Here is a 25,783-nt window from a genome sequence, read left to right as displayed (position 1 = left end):
CATGGGGGGCGCCCAGAGAGGCGGTCGATGGACCACCCGTCGCAGGTCAGCTCAGGTGTAACTGGCCACCGTCGCATCGGCGCGCCGCCGCAACCTGCGTATGCGGGGCGTCTGAGGAGGGGGAACGGCCAGTGTCTGCGGCCATGGGAGCAGCCCTGCCCTTCAAAGGTGTGCCTGAGTACCTTTGCTGAAGGCGTGGGTCCGCGCAAGCCCCGTGCGTCGGATGCCGCAGGCCGTGGCGGCGCAGAGAGCTGTGCCCACCCGAAGGCCCGGAAGCAGCCAGGGGCCGGCGCACAGTCCAGTACGAGAGTTGGGCCCGGAGGCCAGTACGAGAGTCCGGCTCAGGACAGAAAGCCCCGCAGGAGCGCCGCCGTGCCCTCGCAGTGCTCGCGCATCACATCCCGCGCCCCGTCGGCGTCCTTGTCGAGCACCGCCTCGATGAGGGCGGTGTGCTGGTGCTGCGAGTGCTCCAGGTTCCGCACGAGCAGCGGGATGCAGTCGAGGAGGTCGTTCAGATCCGCTCGGACGGCGGCATAGTGCACGGCCAGCGTGGGAGAGCCGGACAGTTCTGTGAGCGTGAGGTGCAGGAGGGTGTCACGGCGGCGGTACTCGCCCAAAGGGGCTTCGTTCGTGGCCAGTAGGGCGCTGCGCAGCCGTATCGCCCCGTCGTCGGTCAGCCCGTTCGACGCGCACAGCCCAGCCGCCCCCACGTCCAGCACCTCGCGGAAGTGCAGGGTGTCCGTCACGTCCACGGTGCCCACCCGGCGGCGCAACTCCGCTTCGCCGCGGGCCTCGGGCCGGCTCAGGACGAACGTTCCGCCGTACCGCCCCCGTCTGCTCTCCACCAGGCCCTGGTCGGTGAGGACCTTGAGCACGTCGCGCAGGGTGACCCGGCTGATCCCCAACCGCTCCGCCAGTGCCCGTTCCGCCGGCAGTCGTTCGCCGGCGGGGATCAGGCCGAGGCGCAGCAGACGCAGGATCTGCTCCAGCGCCTCTTCGAACCCGTTGCCCGCGCGCACCGGGCGCAGGACGGCCGTGAGCCGGTCGGTCACCACATCATTCTTCGCCACGTCGTCGTTTCCTCTTCCCAATCAATGGTCCACAGCCATACCTTAGGGCTGCTGGCTCATCCAAGGAGGCGTCATCCCTGTGGCAGATCGCACACCTCCCCTCGGGGTCGACGAGCTTCGCGCACGTGTGGCGAGCGGCGAGATCGACACCGTGGTGCTCGCCTTCCCCGACATGCAGGGTCGGCTCCAGGGCAAGCGGTTCGCCGCGCCGTTCTTCCTCGACGAGGTCCTTGCCCACGGCACCGAAGGCTGCAACTACCTCCTCGCCGTCGACATCGAGATGAACACCGTCGACGGGTACGAGATGTCCTCCTGGGACCAGGGCTACGGCGACTTCGTGATGCGCCCCGACCCCGCCACCTTGCGATGCGTGCCCTGGTACGACGGTACGGTCCTGCTCTTCGCCGACCTCGCCTGGCACGACGGCTCCCCCGTCGTCGCCGCCCCCCGGCAGATCCTCCGTCACCAGTTGGCCCGGCTCGCCGAACACGGCTTCACCGCCAAGGTCGGGACCGAGTTGGAGTTCATCGTCTTCAGGGACACCTACGAAGAGGCGTGGGACCGCGACTACCGCGGGCTCACACCCGTCAACCAGTACAACGTCGACTACTCGATCCTGGGCACCGGCCGCGTCGAGCCCCTGTTGCGCCGCATCCGCAGGGATATGGCCGCGGCGGGGCTGACGGTCGAGTCGGCCAAGGGCGAGTGCAATCCGGGCCAGCACGAGATCGCCTTCCGCTACGACGACGCCCTGGTCACCTGTGACCAACACGCCCTCTACAAGACGGGGGCCAAGGAGATCGCCGCACAGGAGGGGTACGCGCTCACCTTCATGGCCAAGTACGACGAGCGTGAAGGCAACTCCTGCCACATCCATCTCTCCCTCGCGGATGAGGACGGCCGCAATGTGATGGCGGGGGACGGGCCGGGGGGAATGTCACCCGTGATGCGACACTTCCTCGCCGGACAACTCGCCGCCCTGCGGGACTTCTCCCTGCTGTACGCGCCCACGGTGAACTCCTACAAGAGGTTCCAGCCAGGCAGCTTCGCCCCCACGGCCGTCGCCTGGGGATTCGACAACCGCACGTGTGCCCTGCGCGTGGTGGGACACGGTCGCTCGATGCGCTTCGAGAACCGGCTGCCCGGCGGTGATGCGAATCCGTACCTCGCGGTCGCCGGGCTGATTGCCGCCGGCATCCACGGCATCGAACAGCGCCTCGAACTCCCGGCCCCCTGCACAGGGAACGCGTACGCCGCCGACTACGCCCGGGTGCCCACCACCCTGCGGGAGGCGGCCGAGCTCTGGGAGACCAGTCCCATCGCCAAGGAGGCATTCGGCGATGAGGTCCTCGCCCACTACCGCACCATGGCCGGGGTGGAACTGGCCGCTTTCGATGCGGCCGTCACCGACTGGGAACTCCGCCGCTCCTTCGAACGCCACTGAGACGCCACTGGCGCCACTGAGACACCACCGGATCGCCGATGAAAAGCCACGGATGCGCACCGGCCCCCGTGTGTCGGGTGCGGGAGACCGTCTCCGTACGGCGGGAACCGACCCTTCGGCGGCCGAGCCGCTCGGGTGGTCGACGCTCTCCCGTTCGGTCCGCCCGGCCACCCGTGACGGACCGCGACCCGGCCGCCCATGTCCCGCCGACACCGTTCTTTGACCCCACGTGAGGAATGTCTTGCCGTACGCGTCGCACCACGAAGTGCTCAATCCCACCACCGGCCGACTCCTTCGCAGCGTCCCGGCGACCACCCTCGACGAGGTCGACGCCGCCGTCGCCCTCGCAGCGAGAGCGCAGGAACGCTGGACGCGACTGGCACCCGCCGACCGGGCCCGGCTGCTCCGCCGCTTCGCCCTCGCCGTCGATGCGCACCTCGAAGAACTTGCGCAGCTGGAGGTGCTGGAAGCGGGTCACACCATCGGCAACGCCCGTTGGGAGGCCGGCAACGTCCGAGACCTCCTTGACTTCGCCGCCGGCGGGGTCGAGCGGCTGAACGGTCGGCAGATCCCGGTCCCCGGCGGGCTGAACATCACGATCCTCGAACCGCTCGGTGTCATCGGGGTCATCGCGCCCTGGAACTTCCCGATGCCGATCGCCGCCTGGGGGACCGCCCCCGCCCTCGCGGCCGGCAACGCCGTCCTCCTCAAACCCGCCGAGACCACCCCGCTGACGGCGCTGAGGCTGGCGGAACTCGCCCTGGAGGCCGGACTTCCGCAGCACCTGTTCCAGGTGCTCCCCGGCGCCGGTGACATCGTCGGCAACGCACTCGTCGAACACCCCGGAGTCGCGAAGATCGTCTTCACGGGCTCCACCCGCGTCGGCAAGGCCATCATGGCCCGCTGTGCCGAGCAGGTGAAGCGGGTCACCCTCGAACTCGGCGGCAAGAGCCCCAACATCGTCTTCGCCGACTGCGACCTCGAAGCCGCTGTGGCAGCAACGCCCATGTCCTTCCTGGACAACAGCGGGCAGGACTGCTGCGCGCGAACCCGCATCCTGGTCCAGCGCTCCGTCCACGACCGCTTCCTCGAACGTCTCGCACCCGCCATCGCCGCGATCACCGTGGGCGATCCGGCCGACGAGAAGACCCAGATGGGTCCGCTGATCTCACGGGCCCAACTCGATCGGGTCCGCGCCTACGTACCCGACGCACTGCCGGGCATCCGTGGCACCGCCCCCACCGGCGCCGGCTTCTGGTTCCCCCCGACCGTCCTCACCGAGGTCGACGCCGGAGCGCCGGTCGCCTGTGAGGAGGTCTTCGGGCCGGTCGCGGTCGTCCTGCCCTTCGACGACGAGGCCGACGCCATCCGCCTCGCCAACGCCACCCCCTACGGGCTCTCCGGTTCCCTTTGGACCCGGGACATCGGCCGGGCCATCCGCGTCAGTCGGGCCGTGGCCGCGGGCAATCTGTCCGTCAACTCCCACAGCAGCGTCCGCTACTGGACCCCGTTCGGCGGCTACAAACAGTCCGGCCTCGGCCGCGAACTGGGCCCGGACGCACTCGCAGCCTTCACCGAGACCAAGAACGTCTTCTTCAGCAGTACGGAGGTCTGACCACCCATGACCGAAACCCCCGTGTGCCGTCGTCTCGTCGGCCGTACCGCCGTCATCACCGGAGCGGGCAGCGGCATCGGCCTCGCCACCGCGCGGCGGCTCGCCTCCGAGGGCGCGCACATCGTCTGCGGCGACATCGACGAGACGACAGGCAAGGCCGCGGCCGAAGAGGTCGACGGCACCTTCGTCAAGGTCGACGTCACCGACCCCGAACAGGTCGAGGCGTTGTTCAGCACGGCCCACGCCACCTACGGATCCGTCGACATCGCCTTCAACAACGCGGGCATCTCCCCGCCCGATGACGACTCCATCCTCACCACCGGGATCGAGGCATGGCGGCGGGTCCAGGACGTCAATCTGACCTCCGTCTACCTCTGCTGCAAGGCGGCCATCCCCTACATGCAGCGCCAGGGCCGTGGCTCCATCATCAACACCGCCTCTTTCGTCGCGGTCATGGGGGCCGCGACCTCCCAGATCTCCTACACCGCCTCCAAGGGCGGGGTCCTAGCCATGACCCGGGAACTCGGCGTCCAGTTCGCCCGGGAAGGCATCCGGGTCAACGCGTTGTGTCCCGGCCCCGTCAACACCCCGCTCCTTCGGGAGCTCTTCGCCAAGGACCCCGAGCGAGCCGCACGACGACTCGTCCACATCCCACTCGGACGATTCGCCGAGGCCCATGAGATCGCCGCCGCGGTCGCCTTCCTCGCGAGCGACGACTCCTCCTTCGTCAATGCGACGGACTTCCTCGTCGACGGCGGCATCTCGGGCGCGTACGTCACCCCGCTCTGAGTCGGGACCGCCCGACCGGTCGGCACGGCAGGGGGCGGGCCCTCACAGGAAGGTCCGCCCCTCGCCCCGATAGGTCGGCACCGTGTCGATGACCCGATCGCCCTCGATCAGGTGCAACTGGGCGAAGCGCTCGCACAGTTCACCGGCCTTCGCATGGCGGAACCACACCTTGTCGCCGATCAGCAGATCGTCGGCCGCCGGACCGAGGAGGGGGGTCTGCACCTCGCCCGCACCTTCGCGGCCGTCGAAGCGCAACCCCGTGGGGAAATACGGCGTGGGCAGCCGATCCGGGCCGGCCGCCCCGGACGCCGGATAGCCACCACCCAGCACCGTCACCACCCCCACCCCCGGCCGCCGCACCACCGGGAGGGCGAAGAGGGCGGCGGGCCGCCCCGCGAAGGACGAGTAGTCGTCGAACAACCGTGGTTGGTACAGCCCCGAACCTGCCGCGACCTCCGTCACCGCCTCCTCCGCGGCCGTGTGCTGGACGCTGCCCGTGCCACCACCGTTGACGAACTCCAGATCCGGGGCCACCGCCCGTACCGCGCGTACAGTCTCCGCCCGGCGCACCGCGAGTTCGGCGCGGGAGATCCGCTGCATCAGCGAGACGGCGCGTGAGAGCACGGGCCGGCCCTCGTACGCATCACCGACTCCGGCGATATGCCCTTCGTACGCCATCAGTCCCACCAGCCGAAATCCCGGGCGGCGCACCACCGAACGCGCCAATTCCGCCAACTCGGCCGGCTCGCTCAGCGGGGAGCGCCGGGCACCGATCCGCACCCGTCCGCCCAACAGCCGCAACGCCGTGTCCAGTTCCAGACAGACACGGATCTCCTCACGACCGCTGGCGCGCGCCGCGTCGATCAACTCCAACTGCGCCGTGTCATCGACCATCACGGTCACCGCGGCGGCCAGTTTGGGGTCAGCCGCCAATGCGGCGAATGCGGACCGGTCGGCGGAGGGGTAGGCGAGGAGCACATCGTCGAACCCGGCCCGCGCCAACCACAGCGATTCGGCCAGCGTGAATGCCATCACGCCGGTGAACCCCTCCTTGGCGAGCACCCGTTCCAGCAGAGCGCGACATCGCACGGACTTGCTCGCGACCCGAATTGGCGTGCCCCCGGCCCGCCGCACCAGATCGTCGGCATTGGCGTCGAAGGCATCGAGATCCACCACGGCGAGTGGAGCGTCGAGGGAGGCGGTGGCCCCGTCGAGACGGGCCCGGTCGGTAGCGCGGGGCATCATGGGCCGAGCCTGCCAGAGCCTGCCAGAAGTGGCTACCGATCAGTAGAGGGGATGTTCTGGGCAGATCCCCCCGGAGCCGCTGCGACGGTCCCGTGAGGCGGGTTCCAACCCGTAGAGTGACGCACAAGCCATGACCGACGCGCCGGCCTCCTGCAGCCTGCCCATCGGTGGTACGTGGAGGAGAAACGGGGGGCTCGATGAGTACGGAGGCGCAGCCCCCGTCCGTACCCGAAGACTCCTCGGCTGCTCCGGTCACCTCCCGCATCACCGACGCGTTGGTCCCCCAGGAGCAGGCACCCCAGACGCTGCGCGCCTCCGGGATCACCGATCTGCTGCCGTCCGAAGGGCAGCCCGCGACGGACACCTCAGAACGGCCGGAAGGCGATCCGACACGATCCCTCCGGGCCTCCGGGCCTGGCTCGTCCCGCCCCTTCCGTATCCCCCTGCTCCCCGGACAGTCCGACGTCGACACCCGACGGCTGCGCCGGGAGGAGTCCGAGGGCGGCGCGGAACCACGCGCCGGCGCGTGCTCGTGCCCCGGCTGCGATACCGGCGGCGCACCAGGCGACACATCGGGCACATCGGACGCACCGCCCACTGTCTGCACTTGCCCCGACTGCGACGCGGCAGCAGGTCCCTACGCCACCGACCTGCCGCCGTGCGGTGTACGGGGTTGCACCTGTTCGTTGAACGGGCCCGCAGCTGCGCCCCCCACTCCGTACTGCCCCGCGGGTGAACCGGGTTGCTTCTGCGCCGGCACCCCGGAGCCGGCACCGCGCCGACCGGAGTCGGTACCCCCCGCTCCGTCCCGTCCCGCCCTGTCCGCAGCTGTCGGCGATGCCCCGGACGACCGCCCTGTGGCCCGGCCCGCCATGACTCCCCGTTCCCCGGGCGCCGAAGCCCAGGATCCCGACGTCGACACCCGACAGTTGCGCCGTGACGCCCCGCCAGCCCCGACCCGGCCCCCGCGCGAAGCCCGACAGGACCGCTCCGGCAGTCAGCCGGGGACCACTGCCGATGTGCCGCCGCTCCCGTCCGCGGACCCCAGGAGCACCCCCGGAGGACGACCGTCCGCACCCCCGGCCATACCGGTGCCGCCCAGCGCGCCACCCCGCCCGTCCGCAGTCCCCGGCGCCACGGACCCCCGGGCACCGCTGCCCCCCGAGCGGTCGACCCCGACGGTCCCTCCGCCCACCGGGACACCTGACCCCCTTCCCGCTGCCACGGACCGAACCGGCAGCAGCAGCGGCGGACGAAGTGCCCGGGAGTCCGATGCCCGCCCGCTGGTGCCCGCCCGCAGTGCACCGGTGTCGGACGAGCCCACGGCCAGGCTGCGCGCCATCCGTGAGTCCCCGGAGTCCCACCCGTGGGGCACACCCGCCCCCCGGCACGTCTCGTATCCCGGCTCTCCTTGGCCCCCGCCCGAGACCCCCAGCGAGCGCACGGGCGGACTGCAACCCCTTCGGGTCCGTCGTCCCCTGCGCACGATCGGGGCCCTCGCCTGCGTGGTGTTGGGACTCGGGCTGATCGGCGGGGCCGTCACCGGGAGTTGGCTCACCGAGGACTCCAGCGCCGACACCGCCACCGACACCGGCTTCTCCGAAGCCCGGACGCTGTGGCACAGCGTTCCCGTGGACACGCTCTTCCCCGTCAAGGTGGAAGGCAAGGGCGCGGGTCCTGGCAAGGCCGATCGGACCTGGTCGCGCGTGGCCGTCGCCCCCGACGGCAACTGCACCGCCGCGCTCGACCCCCTGCTGGTGAGCACCCTCCAACCCGTCGGCTGCGCCCGTGCCCTGCGGGCGACGTACACCGACGCCACCTCCAGCTACGTCACCACCGTCGGGCTCGTCTTCACCGAGGGCGACAAGACGACCATGAAGACCCTCAAGGCCCGATTCGGCAATGAGGACCTTGCCAAGAGGTCCGATCTGATGCCTCGTGCCTTCCCCGCGCCGGGCACGGTCGCGGCGGGCTTCGGCGACCGGCAGCGCGCCAGTTGGACCGTCACCGTCCTCACCCAGGTGCCCGTGATCGTCTACGCGGTCTCCGGATTCGCCGACGGGCGTCCGGTCAACGCCCCCGAGCCCGCGTCGGTCGCCCGGGTCGACCGCGGTACGACCACGGCGGCGCAGGCCGGCCTCGGGCACGAGGCGGGCGGGCTGGCGGACGGCATCGAGAAAGCCCTCGTACGAGCCCTCAGCACCGCAGCGGAGCCGCCGGAATGATCTCGTCGAGTCCGCTTGGTGTTCTTCGCGCTGCTCGCGCCGCCCAGGTGCTCCCCGCTGCTCGTGTTTCCTCTGCGCGCAGCTCTTCCCGTCTTTCCCGCGGCCTTCGGGCGTCCCGCGGCCTTCGGGCGTCTCGCCGCCGTCGGCGTCTCGCCTGTGTCGTGGCGGCCACGGCCCTGGTGTTCCTGTCCACCGCACCCGCCCATGCGGACGGCATAAGGCCCCAGCAGTGGGGCCTGGACGCGCTGAACACGGACCACGCCTGGCGCACCACGAAGGGCGAAGGCGTCACGGTCGCCGTGCTGGACACGGGCGTGGACGACCAGCACCCCGACCTAGACGGCAACGTCCTGCCGGGCAAGGACTTCATCGGCTTCGGCGCCGGCCCCGGCGACCGCTCCTGGGCCCGCCACGGCACGGCCATGGCCGGCATCATCGCCGCCCACGGCCGGGGACCCGAGGACCGGGACGGAGTCATGGGCATCGCCCCGAAAGCCAAGATCCTCCCGGTGCGCGTGATACTCGAAGGCACCGACCCCGCCCGAGGGAAGGCGCGCAGCTCACGGGGGACCGCCCTGGCCCAGGGCATCCGCTGGGCGGCCGACCAGGGCGCCGACGTCATCAACCTCTCACTCGGCGATGACAGCGAGTCGGCGCACGCCGAGGCCAGCGAGGACGCCGCCGTCCAATACGCCCTGGCCAAGGGCTCGGTGGTGGTGGCCTCCGCGGGCAACGGCGGGGAGAAGGGCGACCGCATCTCCTATCCGGCCGCCTATCCCGGCGTGATCGCCGTGACGGCGGTCGACCGCTTCGGCAGCCATGCCGCGTTCTCCACCCAACGGTGGTACGCCACGGTCAGCGCACCCGGCGTGGACATCGTGATCCCCGACCCCGACCGCAAGTACTACGAGGGGTGGGGCACCAGCGCTGCGGCGGCCTTCGTCTCGGGAGCCGTCGCCCTCGTTCGCGCGGCCCACCCCGACCTGAAGCCCGCACAGGTCAAGAAGCTCATCGCGGACACGGCCCGTGACCGCCCCCAGGGCGGCCGGGACGACGCTCGGGGCAACGGCATGGTGGACCCGGCGGCGGCGATCGACCGGGCCAAGGGGCTGCGCCCCAGGGACCCCAGACAGTCCACCGCCGGCTACGCCAAGAAGTACTTCGGCCCCGGCCCGCAACTCGACCAACCCGACCATGCACCGGTCGGCTGGCTCGCCCCCCTCGCCGGAGGCGTCGGCGCGCTGGTCCTGGTGGGCGCGGTGGTCCTCTGGCGGGCCGACCGCGACGACCTGGGCTGACGGCTTGTCCCGGCCGCGCCGGCGAGTGTGCCCGGCCATGGCCGGGGCTGCCCGGTCTGAGGGGCCGGCGAGCCCGCTGGCCAACGGGCGAGGGCAGCCACCGTCGCGCACACCCACCGCTCCACGGGTGCGCCTGGCGCTCAGGGCGCTCGTACCGCTTCCCGTACCGCAGCCTCCACCCGGGAGACACCCGCCGCCAACGTGGGGTGCCCGTCCGAGAGGACCGCGATCAACCGTCCGCCGACCCGGCCCATCGAATGCACCGCCCACAACCCGCTGGGCCGCACCGGCAGCCAGCCGTTCTTCAGGGCGCAGGGTCCACCCGCAGCGGACACACCCCACCGCTGCCCCTCGACCACCTGCCCCATCAACGTGGTGAGCAGCGGATACCCGCCGTCGAACACGGTCTCCAACAGCCGGAGCTGATCCGGTGCCGTGGTCCGGGTCAACCCCCATGCCGGCTGTGCCTGGGTCTGCCGCAACCCGAGTCCGGCAGTGGCAGCCGACAGACCCGGGGCACCTCCCAGGACGTGCCACAACGCGGTCGCGGCTTCGTTGTCACTGCGTACGATCATGGCCCGGGCCCACTCCTCCTCCCGCGCACCGAGTCCATCGCGCCGCTGGAGCAGGGCCGCCAGGATGGCGACCTTCACCAGACTGGCGCAGGGATAGTCGTGCTCATCGCCGTAGGAGCGGCCAGGCAAGGCCACTGAGATGCGGACGGTCACCCTGGGGAGCCTAGATCCCGTCCCGACTGCGACGCCTTGGACGTACCCCTGTGGCTGGCAGCACGAGCAGGCGCTGGATCCGGCCTTCGGGACACGACCCTGGGGCGCAGCGCGCCCCGGCGAGGAACTAGGCTCGGCCCGTGGCGCTCAAGAACATCCCGGACCCCGGTTTCTCCGACGACGACGGCACCGCCGACCCCCGACTGGCCGCGGCGCTCGCCGTCTGGGCGAAGGACCGCACCGCGGAGCGGCAGGTCCTTGAGGCACTCCAGGGGGCGCGACTGCTGGTTCCCGTCGTCGCCGTCCTCGGCGAGGTCGAGGTGGACGAGGCGGGGCTGCGCCGGGAGAAGACCAGCGACATGGCCGTGCCGACGCTCACCGCGGGTGATCGTCGGGCCCTGCCCGCCTTCACCTCGCTGGATTCCCTCGCGCGCTGGGACGCCCAGGCCCGTCCCGTCGCCGTGCCCCTGCACCAGGCGCTCCAGGCCGCCGCCCATGAGAAGGCCGACACCCTGGTCCTTGATCTGGCGGGGCCGGTGCCGTTCCAACTGAGCGGTGCGGCGCTGCGGGCACTCGCTGAGGGGCGCACCAGCGCCGATCCGCTGGATGACCCCGCGGTGCTCGACGTGCTGCGGCAGACGGTCAGCGCCGAGCCGGCCGTGCTCCGGGCCCAACTGGTGCGCGGTGGCCAGGGCGCGGACGGAACCCTCGCCCTGGTGCTGGCCGAAGGCGCGGCGCAGGCCGATGCCGTGCGCGGGGTGGCCGAGGCACTGGCCGGCCATGATGTGCTGAGGGCCCGCCTGGTACGCGGCCTCGACCTGGCGTTGCTGCCGGTCGGTGCGGCGCCCGTGGGCGAGCCCTTGTTCATCAGGGTCGTCTGAAGCTCGGCTGAGCCCGACTGTGCGGTCTGAAGGTCGCCCGGAGGTCGTCCGCGGGCGAGATCCGCTCCCGCGGGTCAGCCGTAGACGGGTCCGGTGTACTTCTCGCCCGGGCCCTTGCCCGGCTCGTCCGGAACCAGGGACTCCTCGCGGAAGGCCAGCTGGAGGGATTTCAACCCGTCCCGCAGCGGAGCAGCGTGGAACGAGCTGATCTCCGTGGTGCTGGCGTCCAACAGGCCCGCCAGCGCGTGCACCAGCTTGCGCGCCTCGTCCAGATCCTTGTGTTCGGTGCCGGCCTCGTCGGCGGCCAGGCCGAGCTTGACGGCGGCTGCGCTCATCAGGTTCACCGCGACCGTGACGATCACCTCGACGGCCGGGACCTCGGCGATGTCGCGGGCCAGGGCGTCGAAGTCGGGGGTCTGGGCAGCAGCCGTGTGCTCGGACTGCTCGGGGTGCGGTGTCGCATCGTTCATGCCCCACACGATATGCCCCGCCACGCCGGCGCCGATCCGGGCCGTCGGTTACCCCCTCCCTCCTAGAGCTGCTAACCTTGTGTGACGACCGGCTGGACACGCGTGTGCCCAGCCCACAAGTGGAGGCTCCGATCTCCCACCTGGCCGCTCTCTGGGCGGCGGGTCACCGGTCAGGCGGCGCCCATCGTTCCGTACGGACGATGGAAGTCGCCCGATGTGCGCCCCGCGGTTGATCGCGGCGGTGTTCCGGTATTCGCGGAGCTACTGCCTGTGTCCCGTCCGGGGCATTTTTCGTGTTCTGGCTCGGTTGGTCTCACAACAGACGTTACGCGGCTGGCCTCCAGTCGGTCGCGTGGTGCTACCGAGGAGGATCCATCAGCGCCGAGCCCCGCATTAACGACCGGATTCGCGTTCCCGAAGTACGGCTTGTCGGTCCGAGTGGTGAGCAGGTGGGCATCGTCCCGCTCGCCAAGGCCCTTGAGCTCGCTCAGGAGTACGACCTCGACCTGGTCGAGGTCGCGGCGAACGCCCGGCCGCCCGTGTGCAAGCTCATGGACTACGGGAAGTTCAAGTACGAGTCGGCCATGAAGGCCCGTGAGGCGCGCAAGAACCAGGCGCACACGGTCATCAAGGAGATGAAACTCCGGCCGAAGATCGACCCGCACGACTACGACACCAAAAAGGGTCACGTCGTTCGGTTCCTCAAGCAGGGCGACAAGGTCAAGATCACGATCATGTTCCGTGGTCGTGAGCAGTCCCGCCCCGAGCTTGGCTTCCGCCTGCTTCAGCGTCTCGCTTCCGATGTCGAGGACCTCGGATTCATCGAGTCGAACCCGAAGCAGGACGGCCGGAACATGATCATGGTTCTTGGCCCGCACAAGAAGAAGACCGAGGCCATGGCCGAGGCACGTGAGGCCCAGGCCGCACGCAAGGCAGACCGCACCGGTACGAAGGTCCAGGCTGAAGACGAGCCTGCCGACGAGCCTGTCGAGACGCCCTCCGAGTCGTGACCGAAGGGGCAGCCGCTCGCCGGCGCCCCGGGTCCCGCCCGGAACCAGAAACCAAGATCTGACGCTCCTGAGTGCCGGTGCCCCCGGGCACCGGGGGAGCGCCACTGACGAGGAGATAACGGCGCTATGCCGAAGAACAAGACGCACAGCGGTTCCAAGAAGCGCTTCAAGATCACCGGCACTGGCAAGGTGCTCCGTGAGCGCGCCGGCAAGCGCCACCTGCTTGAGCACAAGCCGTCCACGCTGACGCGTCGCCTCTCGGGCAACGCGGAGATGGCTCCGGGCGACGCCAAGAAGATCAAGAAGCTTCTCGGCAAGTGACGTCCCGCCTCCGGTGACGGAGGCCGAGGGACGTCAGGACCGGGACCCAATCGAATTCGGGTCGTGTGATGAGTAACCACGACCCCGCTACAAGGAGTTAACAAGTGGCACGCGTCAAGCGGGCAGTCAACGCCCACAAGAAGCGCCGGGCAATCCTCGAGGCGGCCAAGGGTTACCGCGGTCAGCGTTCGCGCCTGTACCGCAAGGCCAAGGAGCAGGTCACCCACTCCCTGGTCTACAACTACAACGACCGCAAGAAGCGCAAGGGTGACTTCCGTCAGCTGTGGATCCAGCGGATCAACGCCGCTGCCCGCCAGAACGGCATGACGTACAACCGCCTCATCCAGGGTCTGAAGGCCGCCAACATCGAGGTGGACCGCAAGATCCTGGCCGAGCTCGCCGTGAACGACGCCAACGCGTTCGCCGCGCTCGTCGAGGTGGCGCAGAAGGCCCTTCCGGCCGACGTCAACGCGCCGAAGGCCGCCGCCTAAGCGCTGCGCCCCGGTTGATGTATCGGACCCGTAGGCCCTCGTGGTCTACGGGTCCGAGTGCGTCAGGGCGCCCTGCGACGCTCCGCGCCCCCGCCCGCTGCGGCCCCACCGGCCCGCACCGCACCCCGTAGCCGAACTCCGCAGACGAAAGCGAGTCCATGTCCGCCCCCGAGCTGATCTCACCCCGCTCCACCCGGGTCGCCGCCGCGCGGCGGCTCGCGAAGCGGAACTTCCGCGGCAAGGATCGGCTCTTCCTGGCCGAGGGACCGCAGGCTGTGCGGGAAGCGGCCGGGCACCGCAGCGACGGCGTCGCGACCCTCAGCGAGCTGTTCACCACGCCCGAGGCGGCGGAGCGATACGCGGACATCCTTGACGCCGCCCAGGAGGCGGGCGCTCGGATCCACCTCGCCAGCGAGGACGTCATCGCCGACATCTCGACGACCGTCACGCCCCAGGGACTGGTGGGCGTCTGCCGCTTCGTCGACTCGCCCTTCGAGGAGATCGTGCGCAGCCGCCCCCGGCTGGTCGCCGTGCTCGCCCACGTCCGGGACCCCGGCAACGCCGGCACCGTCCTGCGCTGCGCGGACGCTGCCGGAGCCGATGCCGTCGTCTTCACGGACGCCTCCGTCGACCTCTACAACCCGAAGGCGGTCCGTGCCTCCGTCGGCTCGCACTTCCATCTGCCCGTCGCGGTCGGCGTGCCTGTCGAGACCGCCATCGAGCAGCTCAAGGAAGCGGGGGTGAGAGTGGTGGCCGCAGACGGCGCGGGCGAGGACGACCTCGACGACGCGCTGGACGCGGGAACGATGGGAGGCCCCACGGCCTGGGTCTTCGGCAACGAGGCATGGGGACTTCCCGAGGAGACCCGAGCCCTCGCGGACGCCGTGGTCAGGGTTCCGATCCACGGAAAGGCAGAAAGTCTGAACCTGGCGACCGCCGCAGCCGTATGCCTCTATGCCTCTGCGCGCGCCCAGCGCACCGGGGGCGCACGATGACATGCGGTGCTCACCTCCGTGGGAGTACCGCGCAGGGGCTCCGCACGGTCTCGTCCAGCTAGTAGGGTGACGGGCTCGGGGGCCCACTGTGTTGGCGGAGAGGTGGGGTACGGGGATGGTTGTCGGGACGAGCGGGCCCGCGAAGACACATGGACGATCGGTGCGCCCTTCGGCCGATCCCGAGGTCTTCGGCATCGACCCCGACGATCTGCCCGACGGCCTCGTCGTGGCCGATGAGACCGGCCGGGTGATCTGCTTCAACAAGGCCGCCGTCCGTATCACCGCCGTCGCACGGGCCGAAGCCATCGGCCGGCCCCTGGAGACCGCCCTGCCCCTGGAGGACCTCAAGGGGCGCCGCTGGTGGACCCTGACCGACCCCTACGGCGGCCTGGCCACCCGGGTGGGACAGCCGGAGCGCAATCTGCTGCTCCCCGGCGGACGCGAGGTCCTCGTCTCCGCCCGCTACGTACGCGACTTCCCCACCGGCCCGGTGCACCGACTGGTGATCAGTCTGCGTGGCACCGAGGCGCGTCGTCGCACCGAGCGCAGCCACGCGGAACTGATCGCCACCGTCGCCCATGAGCTGCGCTCCCCCCTGACCTCGGTCAAGGGGTTCACGGCCACCCTGCTGGCCAAGTGGGAGCGGTTCACCGACGACCAGAAGCGGCTGATGCTGGAGACCGTCGACGCGGACGCCAACCGGGTCACCCGCCTGATCGCCGAACTCCTCGACATCTCCCGCATCGACTCCGGCCGGCTCGAAGTGCGCCGTCAGCCCGTCGATGTGGCGACCGCCGTGGGCCGCCACGTCCAGGCCCACATAGCCAGCGGCCAGAGCCCGGATCGGTTCTTCGTCCGGATCGCCCGGGAACTCCCCGATCTCTGGGCCGATCCCGACAAGATCGACCAGGTGCTCGGCAACCTGCTGGAAAACGCGGTGCGCCACGGCGCCGGAACCGTCACCATCGAGGTGGCGCCGGCATCGGCGACGGACGACGAGAAGGGCACGGCAGTCACCGTGAGCGACGAAGGCCCCGGCATCCCCGAGGAGTCGATGGGCCGTGTCTTCACCCGTTTCTGGCGGGGGAGCAAACGCGGTGGCACCGGCCTTGGCCTCTACATCGTCAAAGGCATCGTCGAGGCGCACGGCGGCACCATCACCGTTGGCCGGGGGCCCGGTGGCGGCGCCGAGTTCCGATTTATCTTGCCCGTCGGCGCCCCGGCCTATCTGGCCTGAGGGCCCCTGCGGGCCCATCGCAGAGCGAGTCGGCCCCGCCGGTCATCCGGCCCACGGGCCGTCCCCCGGAACAGCAACCGTCCGCGACCTTTAGACTCGACCCTTGGCACGTTTACGTCCCAGTCGTCGAGTGGGGGCCGCGGCCACCAGCCAATCGGAAACACGGGAAGAGATGTCGGCACCCAACAAGTCGTATGACCCAGTCGAGGTCGAGGCACTGAAACCGGAAGTCATCGAGCGCATGCGGGACGAGGCGCTCGCCGCCTTCGCCGCCGCCGGCGATCTCGACGCACTCGCCCACGCGAAGGTCGCGCACACCGGCGGTACCTCGCCGCTCGCGCTCGCCAACCGTGAGATCGGAGCCCTGCCGCCACAGGCGAAGGCCGCGGCCGGAAAGCGCGTGGGCCAGGCCCGCGGTGCCGTGAACAAGGCACTCGCCGTCCGCCAGGTCGAGCTGGAGGCCGAGCGAGACACCCGGGTCCTGGTGGAGGAGGCAGTCGATGTCACCCTGCCCCACGACCGAGTTCCCGCCGGTGCGCGCCACCCGCTGACCACGCTCTCCGAGCGCATCGAGGACGTCTTCGTGGCCATGGGCTACGAGGTCGCCGAAGGCCCGCAGGCCGAGGCCGAGTGGTTCAACTTCGACGCGCTCAACATCGGTCCCGACCACCCCGCCCGCGGTGAGGCCGACACCTTCTTCGTCGAAGGGCCCGAGTCCGACGCGGGCACGGGCACCGGTGTGGTGCTGCGCACCCACACCTCTCCCGTGCAGATCCGCTCGCTGCTCTATCGCGAACCCCCGGTCTATGTGGTCTGCCCGGGGCGCGTGTACCGCACCGACGAGCTCGATGCGACCCACACGCCCGTCTTCCACCAGGTCGAACTGCTCGCTGTCGACGAGGGCCTGACCATGGCCGACCTCAAGGGCACGCTGGACCACATGGTCCAGGCGCTCTTCGGCGGCGAGGGCATGAAGACCCGGCTGCGGCCGAACTTCTTCCCGTTCACGGAGCCTTCGGCCGAGATGGACATGGTCTGCTACGTCTGCCGCGGCGAGTCCGTCGGCAACCCGGACCGCCCTTGCCGCACCTGTTCCAGCGAGGGCTGGATCGAGCTCGGCGGCTGCGGGATGGTCAATCCGAAGGTGCTCGTCGCCTGCGGGGTGGACCCGGAGAAGTACAGCGGATTCGCCTTCGGGTTCGGCATCGAACGGATGCTGATGTTCCGCCACAACGTCGAAGACATGCGAGACATGGTCGAGGGTGACGTCCGGTTCACTCGGCCGTTCGGGATGGAGATCTGATGCGGGTCCCGCTTTCCTGGTTGCGGGAGTACGTCGACCTGCCGGCGAGCACCACTGGCCGGGACGTACAGGCGAAGCTGGTCGCCGCCGGCCTTGAGGTCGAGAGCGTCGAGCAGCTCGGCGCCGGCCTCACCGGCCCGCTGGTCGTCGGTCGGGTCCACGCCATCGAGGAACTGACCGAGTTCAAGAAGCCCATCCGCCACTGTCTGGTGGACGTCGGCCAGTCCAACGGCACCGGCGAGCTCCAAGAGATCATCTGTGGCGCCCGGAACTTCGCGGTCGGCGACAAGGTGGTCGTCGCACTCCCCGGCGCCGTACTGCCCGGCGACTTCCGGATCGCCGAGCGCAAGACGTACGGCCGGATGTCCCGCGGCATGATCTGCTCCGCGGACGAACTCGGCATGGGTGACGACGGCACCCACGGGATCATCGTCCTGCCGCCCGAGTACGAGCCCGGCATCGACGCCGCCGCGCTCCTGGAGCTCTATGACGAGGTCCTCGACATCGCCGTCACCCCGGACCGGGGCTACTGCCTCTCCCTGCGGGGCGTCGCCCGTGAGGCGGCCATCGCCTACGGTCTGCCGCTGCGCGACCCGGCGCTGCTCGACGTCCCGGGACCGAACGCCCACGGCTACCCGGTGCACGTCGCCGACCCGGTCGGCTGCGACCGGTTCACCGCGCGCACCGTCACCGGTCTCAACCCCGACGCCCGGTCCCCGATCTGGCTGACGCGCCGCCTCCAGAAGGCGGGCATGCGCCCGATCTCGCTCGCCGTCGACATCACGAACTACGTGATGCTGGAGCTGGGCCAGCCGCTGCACGCCTACGACCGCACGCTGATCGAGGGCGCCATCGGGGTCCGTCGTGCCGAGGCGGGCGAGAAGCTCACCACGCTCGACGGCGTCCATCGCGTCCTGGACGCCGATGACCTGGTGATCATCGACGACCGTGGGCCCATCGGCCTCGCGGGCGTCATGGGCGGAGCCAACACCGAGATCGCCGACCACGTCGAAGCCGCCGACGACACGGTGTCGCGCCGCACCACCGAGATCGTGATCGAAGCCGCACACTTCGACCCGGTCGCCATCGCGCGCACCGCACGCCGCCACAAGCTCTCCTCCGAGGCGTCGCGGCGCTTCGAACGCGGAGTGGACCCGCTGGCCGGCGCCGCCGCCGCGCAGCGCACCGTCGACCTGCTGGTCCTCCTCGGCGCCGGCACCGCCGAGGCCGGGGTCACCCAGGTGATCTCCCCGTCCGCGCCGCGCACGGTCTCCATGCGCGCCGACCACCCCGACCGGGTGGCGGGGATGGAGTACGGCAGGGAGATCGTCGTACGCCGTCTCCAAGAAGTCGGCTGCGATGTGTACGGGCAGGACGAACTCGTCGTCACCATCCCGTCCTGGCGTCCCGACCTCACCGCACCGAACGACCTTGCCGAAGAGGTCATCCGCCTCCAGGGGTACGAGAACCTCCCCTCCACCCTTCCGCGGCCCACGTCCGGCAGCGGCCTCACCGACCGGCAGCGGCTCACCCGCCGCATCGGCCGGGCGCTGGCCGGAGCGGGGTACGTGGAAGCACTGAACTACCCCTTCATCGGTGCCCAGGTCCTCGACCAGCTCGACCTTCCGGCCGACGACCCGGCCCGGAAACTGGTGAAGCTGGTCAACCCGCTCTCCGACGAAGAGCCCGCGCTGCGCACCACGCTGCTGCCCGGACTGCTCGGGGCACTGCGCCGCAACGACGGTCGCGGCAGTCATGACCTGGCACTGTTCGAGACCGGTGTGGTCTTCCACCCGGCCGCCGGGCCGCGGACGACCGCACCGCTCCCCGTCGACCGCCGGCCGACCGATGCGGAGATCGCCGCACTCGACGCCGCTCTGCCCGTACAGCCGCGGCACGCCGCCGTGGTGCTGGCGGGCGCCCGCGAACAGGCCGGCTGGTGGGGCCAGGGCCGACCGGCCATCTGGGCCGACGCCGTACAGGCCGCTCGGCTGCTCGCCGCGGAGGCGGGTGTCGAACTCGTCGTCGAGCAGGCGCAGTACGGACCGTGGCACCCCGGCAGGTGCGCTGGACTGTTCGTGGCCATCGACGGCGTGAAGACGCCCGTCGGGTACGCCGGCGAGCTGCACCCCCGGGTCGTCAAGGCGCTGGGGCTGCCCGCCCGCACCTGTGCCATGGAACTCGATCTGGACCTGGTCGAGCTCGCTGGGGAAGGGGTGCTCCCCGCACCCCGGATCTCCACGTTCCCGGTGGCCACCCAGGACGTGGCGCTCGTCGTCGATCAGGCGGTGCCGGCAGCGGCCGTGGAGCACTTCCTCACGCTCGGCGCGGGCGAACTGCTCGAATCCATCCGGCTGTTCGACGTCTACACCGGCGACCAGATCGAAACGGGCAAGAAGTCCCTGGCGTACGCGCTGCGCTTCCGGGCGCCCGACCGCACCCTGACGGTCGAGGAGGCGTCCGCCGCGCGGGACACCGCGGTGGCGAGTGCGACCGAGCACACGGGAGCCGTGCTCCGCGGAGCCTGATCGCTCCAGTCCGCTCCTCGGGGGCGCATCCGGTCATCTGGGTGCGCCCCTTGCCTCTGTCGAGGTGAAACCCCCAGTCTCACTCGTTCGGGTGAGAAGGGAGGGCGAAGTTCTCGTCCCTTCCGCCGTTCCGCCACGATCGACGGAATCACCGACCGGCAGGCGCTGCCGTCGGTGGGATCGTCCCGGCCGATCGGGCGGCCGGTGCGCCGGACCGGGCCTTCTGAGGGGACCATCGGCATGATCCGCATCAGGTCTTCACCTCTCGTTCCGACCGTGCTCCGGTCGAGAACCCTCCAGTTGATGGCCGCCTGTCTGCGACCGCGGTGGTGGGCGGCCGATTCCAACGGGACCGCTCGCTCGTCCCACGACGAGCGGGCGCTCTCGTCCGGCACGGCCGAGACGGATACGACGGTCCGAAGGACCGGTGTGCGCCGGTTATCGGGTCTGCGTGGAACCACCGATGGTCAAGGCCGCTCGGCCGGGCCGCTGCACGAGGGCGCGTTGGGGATGGGCCTTCGGCGAGAGCCCGACCGTCACGGCGACGACGGACGTCCTTCGTCTGGTGCATCGGGCTCGTCGATTTCATCGGGCTCATGTGTCTTGTTTGGTTCGTCTGTTTCGTTTGGTCCGTCGGACTCATCGGGTGCTTTCGATGCAGCACGCGCGACGGCCCGACGCTTCAACACCCCCCTCACGCTCGCCGTCATCTGCGGTGTCGTGGCGCTGCTGTGGCGCCTCATGCCGCCCAGCCATCCCGAAGGGCTCGGCGAGCGGATCGTCGAAGGTGCCGTCCTCCTGACCGTCGGCGCGGGTCTGGTGGTGGGCGTCCGTCGTCATCTCGGTCATGAGCTCAAACGGGTCCGGGCCGTCGCGCAGGCCACCCAGCGCGTACTGCTGCGGCCCGTTCCCGCGGAACTCGACGGGCTCACGATCGCCGCCGCCCAGCGCTCGGCCACCCGCGAGGCGACCATCGGCGGCGATCTGTACGAGGCGGTCGACACGCCCTACGGCGTACGGATGATCATCGGCGACGTCCGCGGCCACGGGCTGCCGGCGATCGGTGCCGTCGCGGCCGTCCTCGGCAGCTTCCGGGAGGCCGTGCACGACGAGCCCGAACTCCTCGGCGTCCTGCGCCGGCTGGAACGGTCCCTCCAGCGGCATCTGCGCGAGCAGGCGCGGGATGCACCGGGCACCGGTGAGTCGGACGGGCCGTCGGCGGAGGAGTTCGTCACCGTGCTGCTGGTGGAGATCGCCGGGGACGGCACCCTGACGGTGCTCAACTGCGGTCACCCCTGGCCCTATCGGCTCGGGCCCGAGGTACGACCGCTGTGCTGGGGAGAGCCGCTGCCGCCGCTCGGCACCTTCCCCCTGCCCGCGCTCCCACCGGTGTGGCACGGTGCACCGCTGTTACCGGGCGAGGTCCTCTTCCTCCACACCGACGGGGCGACCGACGCCCGGAACGCCACGGGCGCCTTCTTCGACTTGGAGGCGTACCTGCGGCAGGCGGTCCGTGGCGGTCCGCCGTCACCGGCCGCCCTGATCGCCGATGTCCATGCGCAGCTGTTACGGCACACCCGGGGGCGGATCGGCGATGACACGGCTCTGTTGGCGCTGCGCAACGACCGCCCGCGGGCGGCGCCCGGTGGGGAAGCAGTGCACCGCCCCCGCGGGGGGCCCGCCCACCAGCAGGACGCCCTGGATCCCTTGGGCCTGGCCCGCTGATGGCCGATGCGGCCGGCGTCGTCCGCTCCGCCGCGGAGTGTCGGGCAGAAGGCGAAGCGGACGACGCGATGGAGGATCACCGCGCTGTACGAGGGGGAGCGCGGTGATCCGGCCGCCTCTATGAGAGGCCACTCAGTCAACAACCGCCCGGGGTGGTGCGGCAGAGCGCACGCACCACCGGTCGGGGCGTTGTGTTCACACCCCGTGTGAATGGGTCGTCCACTACGCTGGGCCCACTGAGCCTCCGGAGGGCCCCATGCAGCCCAACACCTTGCTCGATGCCTTGCTTGACGAGGCTGGTTTCTCCCACGCGGGCCTCGCCGCCCGGGTGAACCGGGCCGGTGGGGCCAAGGGGTTGTCACTGCGGTACGAGCACACTGCCGTGGCCCGCTGGCTCAAGGGGCAGCGCCCCCGGGGACAGGTGCCCGATCTGATCTGCGAGGTCCTCGCCGAGCGACTGAACCGTGCCCTGACCCTCGGGGACATCGGGCTCGGGGTGAGCGGCCAAGGAGTGGGGGAGACGGGTTCACCGCTGTGCAGTTTCGTCGAGCGGGCCACCGCACTGTGGCGTTCGGACGAACAGCAGCGCCGACACGTCATCGAGGCGCCCGCCGTCACGGGCACATCGGCGGTGATGCCCGTCTGGGAGTGGGAGAACCCCCCGGAGGACGCCGATGTCTCGCGGGCCGGGCCGATGAGCGTCTCTCCCGCCGACATCGTGACCCTGCGGGCAGCCCGTACGCACTACGAGTTGATGTACCGCAGGGCCGGCGGAATGGCGACCCGGGCACGCATCGTCGGGTTCCTCACCACCGCGACGGCCCCGTTGCTGCGCGGCTCCTACGGCAATGAACTCGGCAGGCAACTGCACCGGGCCACCGGTGGACTGGTCGCCGTCGCCGGCATCTGCGCCTATGACTCCGATGCCCATGGGCTCGCCCAGCGCTACTTCCACCAAGCGTTGCGATTGGCCAAGGCCAGTGGTGATCGAGGGCTCGGCGCCTATGTGATCGCACTGCTGGTCAACCAGTCCCTGCTGCTGGGGGAGTACCGGCAGGCGGTGGCCTTCGCCGAGGCCGCGCTGAGGACGGCGGGCGCCCAGATCACGCCCGCCCTCGCCTCCGACCTCTATGCCACGCAGGCCAAGGCGTACGCCCGGCTCGGGGACCGTGCGGGTGCGCTGCGGTGCATCCGGCGTGCGGAGCGCGAGGCGGCACGCATCCACCCGGCCGGTGAGCCGGAGGAGACCGGTTATGTCCAGCCGGGTCTGATCAATGTGCAGACCGCCGAGGCGTTGCTCAGCCTCGGCGATCTGTCGGCGGCCCATGACCATGCGGCGGCTGCCGTGGGCGCTCCGGCACATGACCGGGGACGGGTCCACCGGCTGGCGATGCTCTGTCAGATCGAACTCTGTCGTGGCGAGGCCGATCGGGCGGCACAGACGGCCACGGAGATGGCGGAGCGGGCGCGGGGAATGGAGTCCCGGCGGTTGCGCGGTCGACTGAGGCTGGTGCGGGAGCAGTTGGTGGCCAGCCGGTCGGCACGGGCCGACGAAGCAGCCGAGCGCATCGACAGTGCGTTGCGCGTGCCCCTGTAGGGCGAGAGGGCGACGATCGTGTCCCCCTTGGGGGCTCGATGCGTCACGGCGGGCGTTCCATGGTCCGGGCATATCGGCCCCTGAGGGCATTTTGGCGTCCGACCGCACGCCTCGATGTCCGGAAGCGCACGTTCCTATCCGGCCCACTCTTCGCTGTGATGCCCCTTGGGAGCCCTGCGCCTGCTGCGATGTTGCCATCGACTGGTCGAAGGGCGGCACAAGACGTGCAGTGGATGAACTTAAACGAACAAACTGTGTATCAAAATCGCTGGTTCACCGTGAACCTCGCAGATGTCGAGCTTCCTGACGGCCGACACCTGGACCACTTCCTCATCAGGATGCGTCCCGTCGCCATCGCGACGGCCGTCAACACCGCGAACGAGGTGTTGATGCTCTGGCGCCACCGGTTCATCACGGACAGTTGGGGGTGGGAGTTGGCCGCGGGCGTCGTCGAGGACGGAGAGGACATCGAGAGCGCAGCGGCCAGGGAGATGGAGGAAGAGACGGGTTGGCGTCCCGGTCCGCTGCGCCCACTGATGACCGTGGAGCCGTCCAACGGCCTCACCGACTCCCGACACCACCTCTACTGGGCCGACAGCGCCACCTACATCGGTCATCCCCAGGACGACTTCGAGTCGTCGCGCCGGGAATGGGTGCCCTTGAAATGGGTGCCGGACATGATCGCCCGGGGCGAGGTCCCGGCCGCCAACATGGCGGCCGGGCTGCTGATGCTGCACCAACTACGGCTGGGCTGAGCCACCTCAGGGATCGGGGCGTCGGGGTGGGCGGGGTCAGCCGTACTGGTGGAAGCCCGAGCCCGACTTGCGGCCAAGGCGCCCCGCGTCGACCATCCGCTGGAGCAGCGGGGGTGCGGCGTACAGCGGTTCCTTGTACTCGTCGTACAACTGGTCGGCGCTGCCTTTAGCCCTGTGACCTGCTGTTTCGTCGGTTGCGTGGCGGCTTTTTCAGCGCAGGGACTTCTCGGGGACTTTCGATCCTGCATCACACGAGCCACGTATCCATCGCGGCCAGTCCGCGCTTGCCTGCGCCTGGCATGAAGTGAGCGTAGTCAGCCAGTACGGTGACGCCTTGGCGGTCGCAGATTCGGATGATCCGCTGGGTGCAGGCCGCGGTCAGGTCTTGGCACCGGCTCGGCAGAGTGGGCTAGCTCCACAACACCTGCCCGACCGGGTCGGTCACGACCTGCACGTTCACGCCGTGGCGGCGGTGCTTGTGCGAGTAGTCGGCCCGGCCGTCACCCACGCGGTCGCACTCGGCGAGGGTCCCGTCGAGCAGCACGTACTCCGGTTCATGCTCGCGCAGGGTCTTGAGCAGGCCGGGGGCCTGGGCGGCCAGGAGGTCGATCACCGCGGTGGTGTGGGCGTGGGCGAACCGACCGAGATCCCGAAGCCGGCGGCTATCTGAGCTAGGGTGTCGCGCTTTCGCAGACACCAGAGCGACGAGCGCGCGTTGGTGCGGCGGGAGCTTGCAGTGGCGGTCACCCTCGCGGGTGACGATGAGGGCTTAACCCCTGATCTCGAATGTCCGTCAAAGCGGATCGAGCCCCCACCCTCTAAGTTCCCTGAATCCGAGGTTCAGAGGAGGTGCCGGTTCGGCGCCTGTGCAGCGTTTGCGTACTCAGGCAGTGCAAGAACTACGACGTCGGCGTCTTCGAGGGTCTCGGTGCCATCGGCGCCGACGACGAACGTATCGGGTTCGCTCCAAGCGGTGACGACGCGGCGGAGGCCGGTGTCCCGGATGAGCTGGGCGCAAGGGCGAGGTCGGGACGCTCGCCTGGCGCAGGGCTCCAAGGAGCTGTAGATCGTGGCGCTGGCGAGCCGGGCATCTTTGGCGGGGAGCTTGGCGAGGGCACCTTCCTCGGCGTGGTCGTGGGGGTCGTTCTCGCGGGAGTAGCCGCGGGCGAGTTCGGTCCCGTCGGCCGCGACGATGACCGCCCCCACGCTGAAGGCGGTTTCCGAAGGCGGGCAGAGCGCGGCCAGCTCACAGGCGAGGATGAGCCAGTTCCGGTCTGCGGTGTTGGGCTCGCGGCCGGTGCCGGGGGCGCTGGCTGAAGAGGTGGTGCTCATCGGGGCTCCGTCGAGGTGTCCTTGGGGGCGTACCTCAGGAGTACCACGTCACCGATCTGGCGGGTCTCCAGGAGCCGGAGGCGGGCGGCGGGGCCGCCAGGGTAGCTCGCGGGGCCGAGCATCCTTACCGCATCGAACTGGCCGACCAGGAGCGGGGCGATGACGAGTTGGAGTTCGTCGGCAAGAGCGGCTTCGAGGAGCTGTGTGTGAACGGTGCCACCCCCTTCGACCATGAGCCGCTTGACGGCGTACTCGTCCCCGAGGATATCGAGCGCGGCCGGCCATACGGCCTCGTCGGGGACTCTCTGAACGGTAGCCAGGTCACCGAGGTTGGCGCGAGCTTTGGCGGTGGCCTCGTGGCCCACGGCGAGGACGAGCTTGTCTCCGCCGTGGTGCCAGAACTTCCAGCCGGGGTCGAGGTTGCCCGTTCCGGTGATGGTGACCTTCAGCGGGTACTCCGGCTCACCCGCGGCGACCCGGGACGCTCTGCGTTCCGTCGAGTTGACGAGGAGGCGGGGGTTGTCGGCGCGGAGTGTGCCGGCGCCGACAAGGATCGCGTCGACACTGGCTCGTACGGAGTCGACGCGCTCGAAGTCCTCCTTGTTGGAGAGCAGGAGCCGGTCCTCGCCCGGGCGGGTGTCGAGGTGGCCGTCGATCGATACAGCTGCGGACAGCAGAACGTATGGGCGGGGCACGGTATCTCCAGGCAGTGTGCGCGGGTCAG

20 protein-coding genes and 3 pseudogenes are annotated in these 25,783 nt (G+C 70.3%); 16 read left to right on the top strand and 7 right to left on the bottom strand.

The annotated features are described in order from the left end of the window. Positions 1-341 precede the first annotated feature (341 nt). Complete coding sequence (locus OID54_RS08520) at positions 342-1,070, bottom strand: FadR/GntR family transcriptional regulator (protein WP_329016269.1); 729 nt, start codon at positions 1,068-1,070, stop codon at positions 342-344. Positions 1,071-1,149: 79 nt separating this feature from the next. Here OID54_RS08520 and OID54_RS08515 point away from each other — a divergent pair, with 79 nt between their 5' ends. The 3 genes from OID54_RS08515 to OID54_RS08505 all read left to right on the top strand — a co-directional run bounded on the left by OID54_RS08515 (position 1,150) and on the right by OID54_RS08505 (position 4,918). After that, positions 1,150-2,514: a glutamine synthetase family protein gene (locus tag OID54_RS08515; RefSeq protein ID WP_329016266.1), complete on the top strand. Its 1,365-nt coding sequence runs from the start codon at positions 1,150-1,152 to the stop codon at positions 2,512-2,514. Positions 2,515-2,743: 229 nt separating this feature from the next. Continuing rightward, positions 2,744-4,129, top strand: a complete 1,386-nt coding sequence (locus OID54_RS08510; protein ID WP_329016263.1) for an aldehyde dehydrogenase family protein — start codon at positions 2,744-2,746, stop codon at positions 4,127-4,129. A 6-nt stretch (positions 4,130-4,135) separates the two neighbouring features. Further along, complete coding sequence (locus OID54_RS08505) at positions 4,136-4,918, top strand: 3-oxoacyl-ACP reductase (RefSeq protein ID WP_329016260.1); 783 nt, start codon at positions 4,136-4,138, stop codon at positions 4,916-4,918. Positions 4,919-4,960: 42 nt separating this feature from the next. On the opposite strand, the gene OID54_RS08500 is transcribed toward OID54_RS08505, so the two are convergent. Beyond that, complete coding sequence (locus tag OID54_RS08500) at positions 4,961-6,163, bottom strand: amino acid deaminase/aldolase (protein ID WP_329016257.1); 1,203 nt, start codon at positions 6,161-6,163, stop codon at positions 4,961-4,963. Positions 6,164-6,360: 197 nt separating this feature from the next. Here OID54_RS08500 and OID54_RS08495 point away from each other — a divergent pair, with 197 nt between their 5' ends. Further along, a complete protein-coding gene (locus OID54_RS08495; RefSeq protein ID WP_329016253.1) occupies positions 6,361-8,388 on the top strand; it encodes a hypothetical protein in 2,028 nt (675 codons plus the stop codon). A 161-nt stretch (positions 8,389-8,549) separates the two neighbouring features. Continuing rightward, positions 8,550-9,686 (top strand): type VII secretion-associated serine protease mycosin, encoded by a 1,137-nt coding sequence (gene mycP / locus OID54_RS08490; RefSeq protein ID WP_329016250.1) that lies wholly within the window; start codon positions 8,550-8,552, stop codon positions 9,684-9,686. Between the two features lie 140 nt (positions 9,687-9,826). Here the strand turns inward: mycP and OID54_RS08485 are convergent, their stop codons facing one another. Next, positions 9,827-10,414 (bottom strand): serine hydrolase, encoded by a 588-nt coding sequence (locus tag OID54_RS08485; protein ID WP_329016246.1) that lies wholly within the window; start codon positions 10,412-10,414, stop codon positions 9,827-9,829. A 140-nt stretch (positions 10,415-10,554) separates the two neighbouring features. Here OID54_RS08485 and OID54_RS08480 point away from each other — a divergent pair, with 140 nt between their 5' ends. Continuing rightward, entirely contained in the window at positions 10,555-11,295 is a 741-nt protein-coding gene (locus OID54_RS08480; protein WP_329016244.1) for an SseB family protein, read from the top strand. A 74-nt stretch (positions 11,296-11,369) separates the two neighbouring features. Here OID54_RS08480 and OID54_RS08475 read toward each other — a convergent pair whose 3' ends face one another. Continuing rightward, on the bottom strand, positions 11,370-11,765 hold the full coding sequence (locus tag OID54_RS08475) for a DUF1844 domain-containing protein (protein WP_329016242.1): 396 nt from the start codon (positions 11,763-11,765) through the stop codon (positions 11,370-11,372). Positions 11,766-12,058: 293 nt separating this feature from the next. Here OID54_RS08475 and infC point away from each other — a divergent pair, with 293 nt between their 5' ends. From infC to OID54_RS08425, 10 genes are all read left to right on the top strand, one after another. Beyond that, positions 12,059-12,775: a translation initiation factor IF-3 gene (gene infC, locus OID54_RS08470; protein WP_329016239.1), complete on the top strand. Its 717-nt coding sequence runs from the start codon at positions 12,059-12,061 to the stop codon at positions 12,773-12,775. A 126-nt stretch (positions 12,776-12,901) separates the two neighbouring features. Next, positions 12,902-13,096: a 50S ribosomal protein L35 gene (gene rpmI / locus OID54_RS08465; RefSeq protein ID WP_250920741.1), complete on the top strand. Its 195-nt coding sequence runs from the start codon at positions 12,902-12,904 to the stop codon at positions 13,094-13,096. 104 nt (positions 13,097-13,200) lie between these two features. Then, complete coding sequence (rplT, locus tag OID54_RS08460; protein ID WP_329016237.1) at positions 13,201-13,587, top strand: 50S ribosomal protein L20; 387 nt, start codon at positions 13,201-13,203, stop codon at positions 13,585-13,587. 158 nt (positions 13,588-13,745) lie between these two features. Continuing rightward, positions 13,746-14,582 carry a TrmH family RNA methyltransferase gene (locus OID54_RS08455; RefSeq protein WP_329016235.1) on the top strand — a complete coding sequence of 279 codons (837 nt, stop codon included), beginning with the start codon at positions 13,746-13,748 and terminating at the stop codon, positions 14,580-14,582. Between the two features lie 115 nt (positions 14,583-14,697). Next, on the top strand, positions 14,698-15,819 hold the full coding sequence (locus OID54_RS08450; RefSeq protein ID WP_329016232.1) for a sensor histidine kinase: 1,122 nt from the start codon (positions 14,698-14,700) through the stop codon (positions 15,817-15,819). A gap of 172 nt (positions 15,820-15,991) precedes the next feature. Next, entirely contained in the window at positions 15,992-17,122 is a 1,131-nt protein-coding gene (pheS, locus tag OID54_RS08445) for a phenylalanine--tRNA ligase subunit alpha (protein ID WP_329016228.1), read from the top strand. Beyond that, positions 17,122-19,650: a phenylalanine--tRNA ligase subunit beta gene (gene pheT / locus OID54_RS08440; RefSeq protein ID WP_329016224.1), complete on the top strand. Its 2,529-nt coding sequence runs from the start codon at positions 17,122-17,124 to the stop codon at positions 19,648-19,650. The genes pheS and pheT overlap by 1 nt, the downstream gene beginning before the upstream one ends. A gap of 720 nt (positions 19,651-20,370) precedes the next feature. Beyond that, positions 20,371-21,375: a PP2C family protein-serine/threonine phosphatase gene (locus OID54_RS08435; RefSeq protein WP_329016221.1), complete on the top strand. Its 1,005-nt coding sequence runs from the start codon at positions 20,371-20,373 to the stop codon at positions 21,373-21,375. A gap of 256 nt (positions 21,376-21,631) precedes the next feature. After that, entirely contained in the window at positions 21,632-22,972 is a 1,341-nt protein-coding gene (locus OID54_RS08430; RefSeq protein WP_329016218.1) for a transcriptional regulator, read from the top strand. 224 nt (positions 22,973-23,196) lie between these two features. Beyond that, entirely contained in the window at positions 23,197-23,727 is a 531-nt protein-coding gene (locus OID54_RS08425) for an NUDIX hydrolase (RefSeq protein WP_329016215.1), read from the top strand. Between the two features lie 36 nt (positions 23,728-23,763). Here OID54_RS08425 and OID54_RS08420 read toward each other — a convergent pair. From OID54_RS08420 to OID54_RS08410, 3 pseudogenes are all read right to left on the bottom strand, one after another. Continuing rightward, positions 23,764-23,895: pseudogene (locus OID54_RS08420) on the bottom strand (3-hydroxyacyl-CoA dehydrogenase family protein); the annotation flags it as partial. 118 nt (positions 23,896-24,013) lie between these two features. Then, positions 24,014-24,490: pseudogene (locus OID54_RS08415) on the bottom strand (transposase family protein); the annotation flags it as partial. 77 nt (positions 24,491-24,567) lie between these two features. After that, a pseudogene (locus tag OID54_RS08410) lies at positions 24,568-25,754 on the bottom strand (dihydrofolate reductase family protein). Between the last annotated feature and the right edge of the window lie 29 nt (positions 25,755-25,783).

Source organism: Streptomyces sp. NBC_00690, assembly GCF_036226685.1.
Taxonomy (GTDB): Bacteria; Actinomycetota; Actinomycetes; order Streptomycetales; family Streptomycetaceae; genus Streptomyces.
This window is presented reverse-complemented; position numbering and strand designations above follow the sequence as displayed.

Bases quoted from the DNA above. Each gene is read 5' to 3' on its own strand.
- OID54_RS08495 (WP_329016253.1), top strand. From the start codon at position 6,361: ATGAGTACGGAGGCGCAGCCCCCGTCCGTACCCGAAGACTCCTCGGCT.
- OID54_RS08455 (WP_329016235.1), top strand. From the start codon at position 13,746: ATGTCCGCCCCCGAGCTGATCTCACCCCGCTCCACCCGGGTCGCCGCC.
- OID54_RS08450 (WP_329016232.1), top strand. From the start codon at position 14,698: ATGGTTGTCGGGACGAGCGGGCCCGCGAAGACACATGGACGATCGGTG.
- OID54_RS08500 (WP_329016257.1), bottom strand. From the start codon at position 6,163: ATGATGCCCCGCGCTACCGACCGGGCCCGTCTCGACGGGGCCACCGCC.
- pheS (WP_329016228.1), top strand. From the start codon at position 15,992: ATGTCGGCACCCAACAAGTCGTATGACCCAGTCGAGGTCGAGGCACTG.
- rpmI (WP_250920741.1), top strand. From the start codon at position 12,902: ATGCCGAAGAACAAGACGCACAGCGGTTCCAAGAAGCGCTTCAAGATC.
- pheT (WP_329016224.1), top strand. From the start codon at position 17,122: ATGCGGGTCCCGCTTTCCTGGTTGCGGGAGTACGTCGACCTGCCGGCG.
- OID54_RS08430 (WP_329016218.1), top strand. From the start codon at position 21,632: ATGCAGCCCAACACCTTGCTCGATGCCTTGCTTGACGAGGCTGGTTTC.
- OID54_RS08475 (WP_329016242.1), bottom strand. From the start codon at position 11,765: ATGAACGATGCGACACCGCACCCCGAGCAGTCCGAGCACACGGCTGCT.
- OID54_RS08505 (WP_329016260.1), top strand. From the start codon at position 4,136: ATGACCGAAACCCCCGTGTGCCGTCGTCTCGTCGGCCGTACCGCCGTC.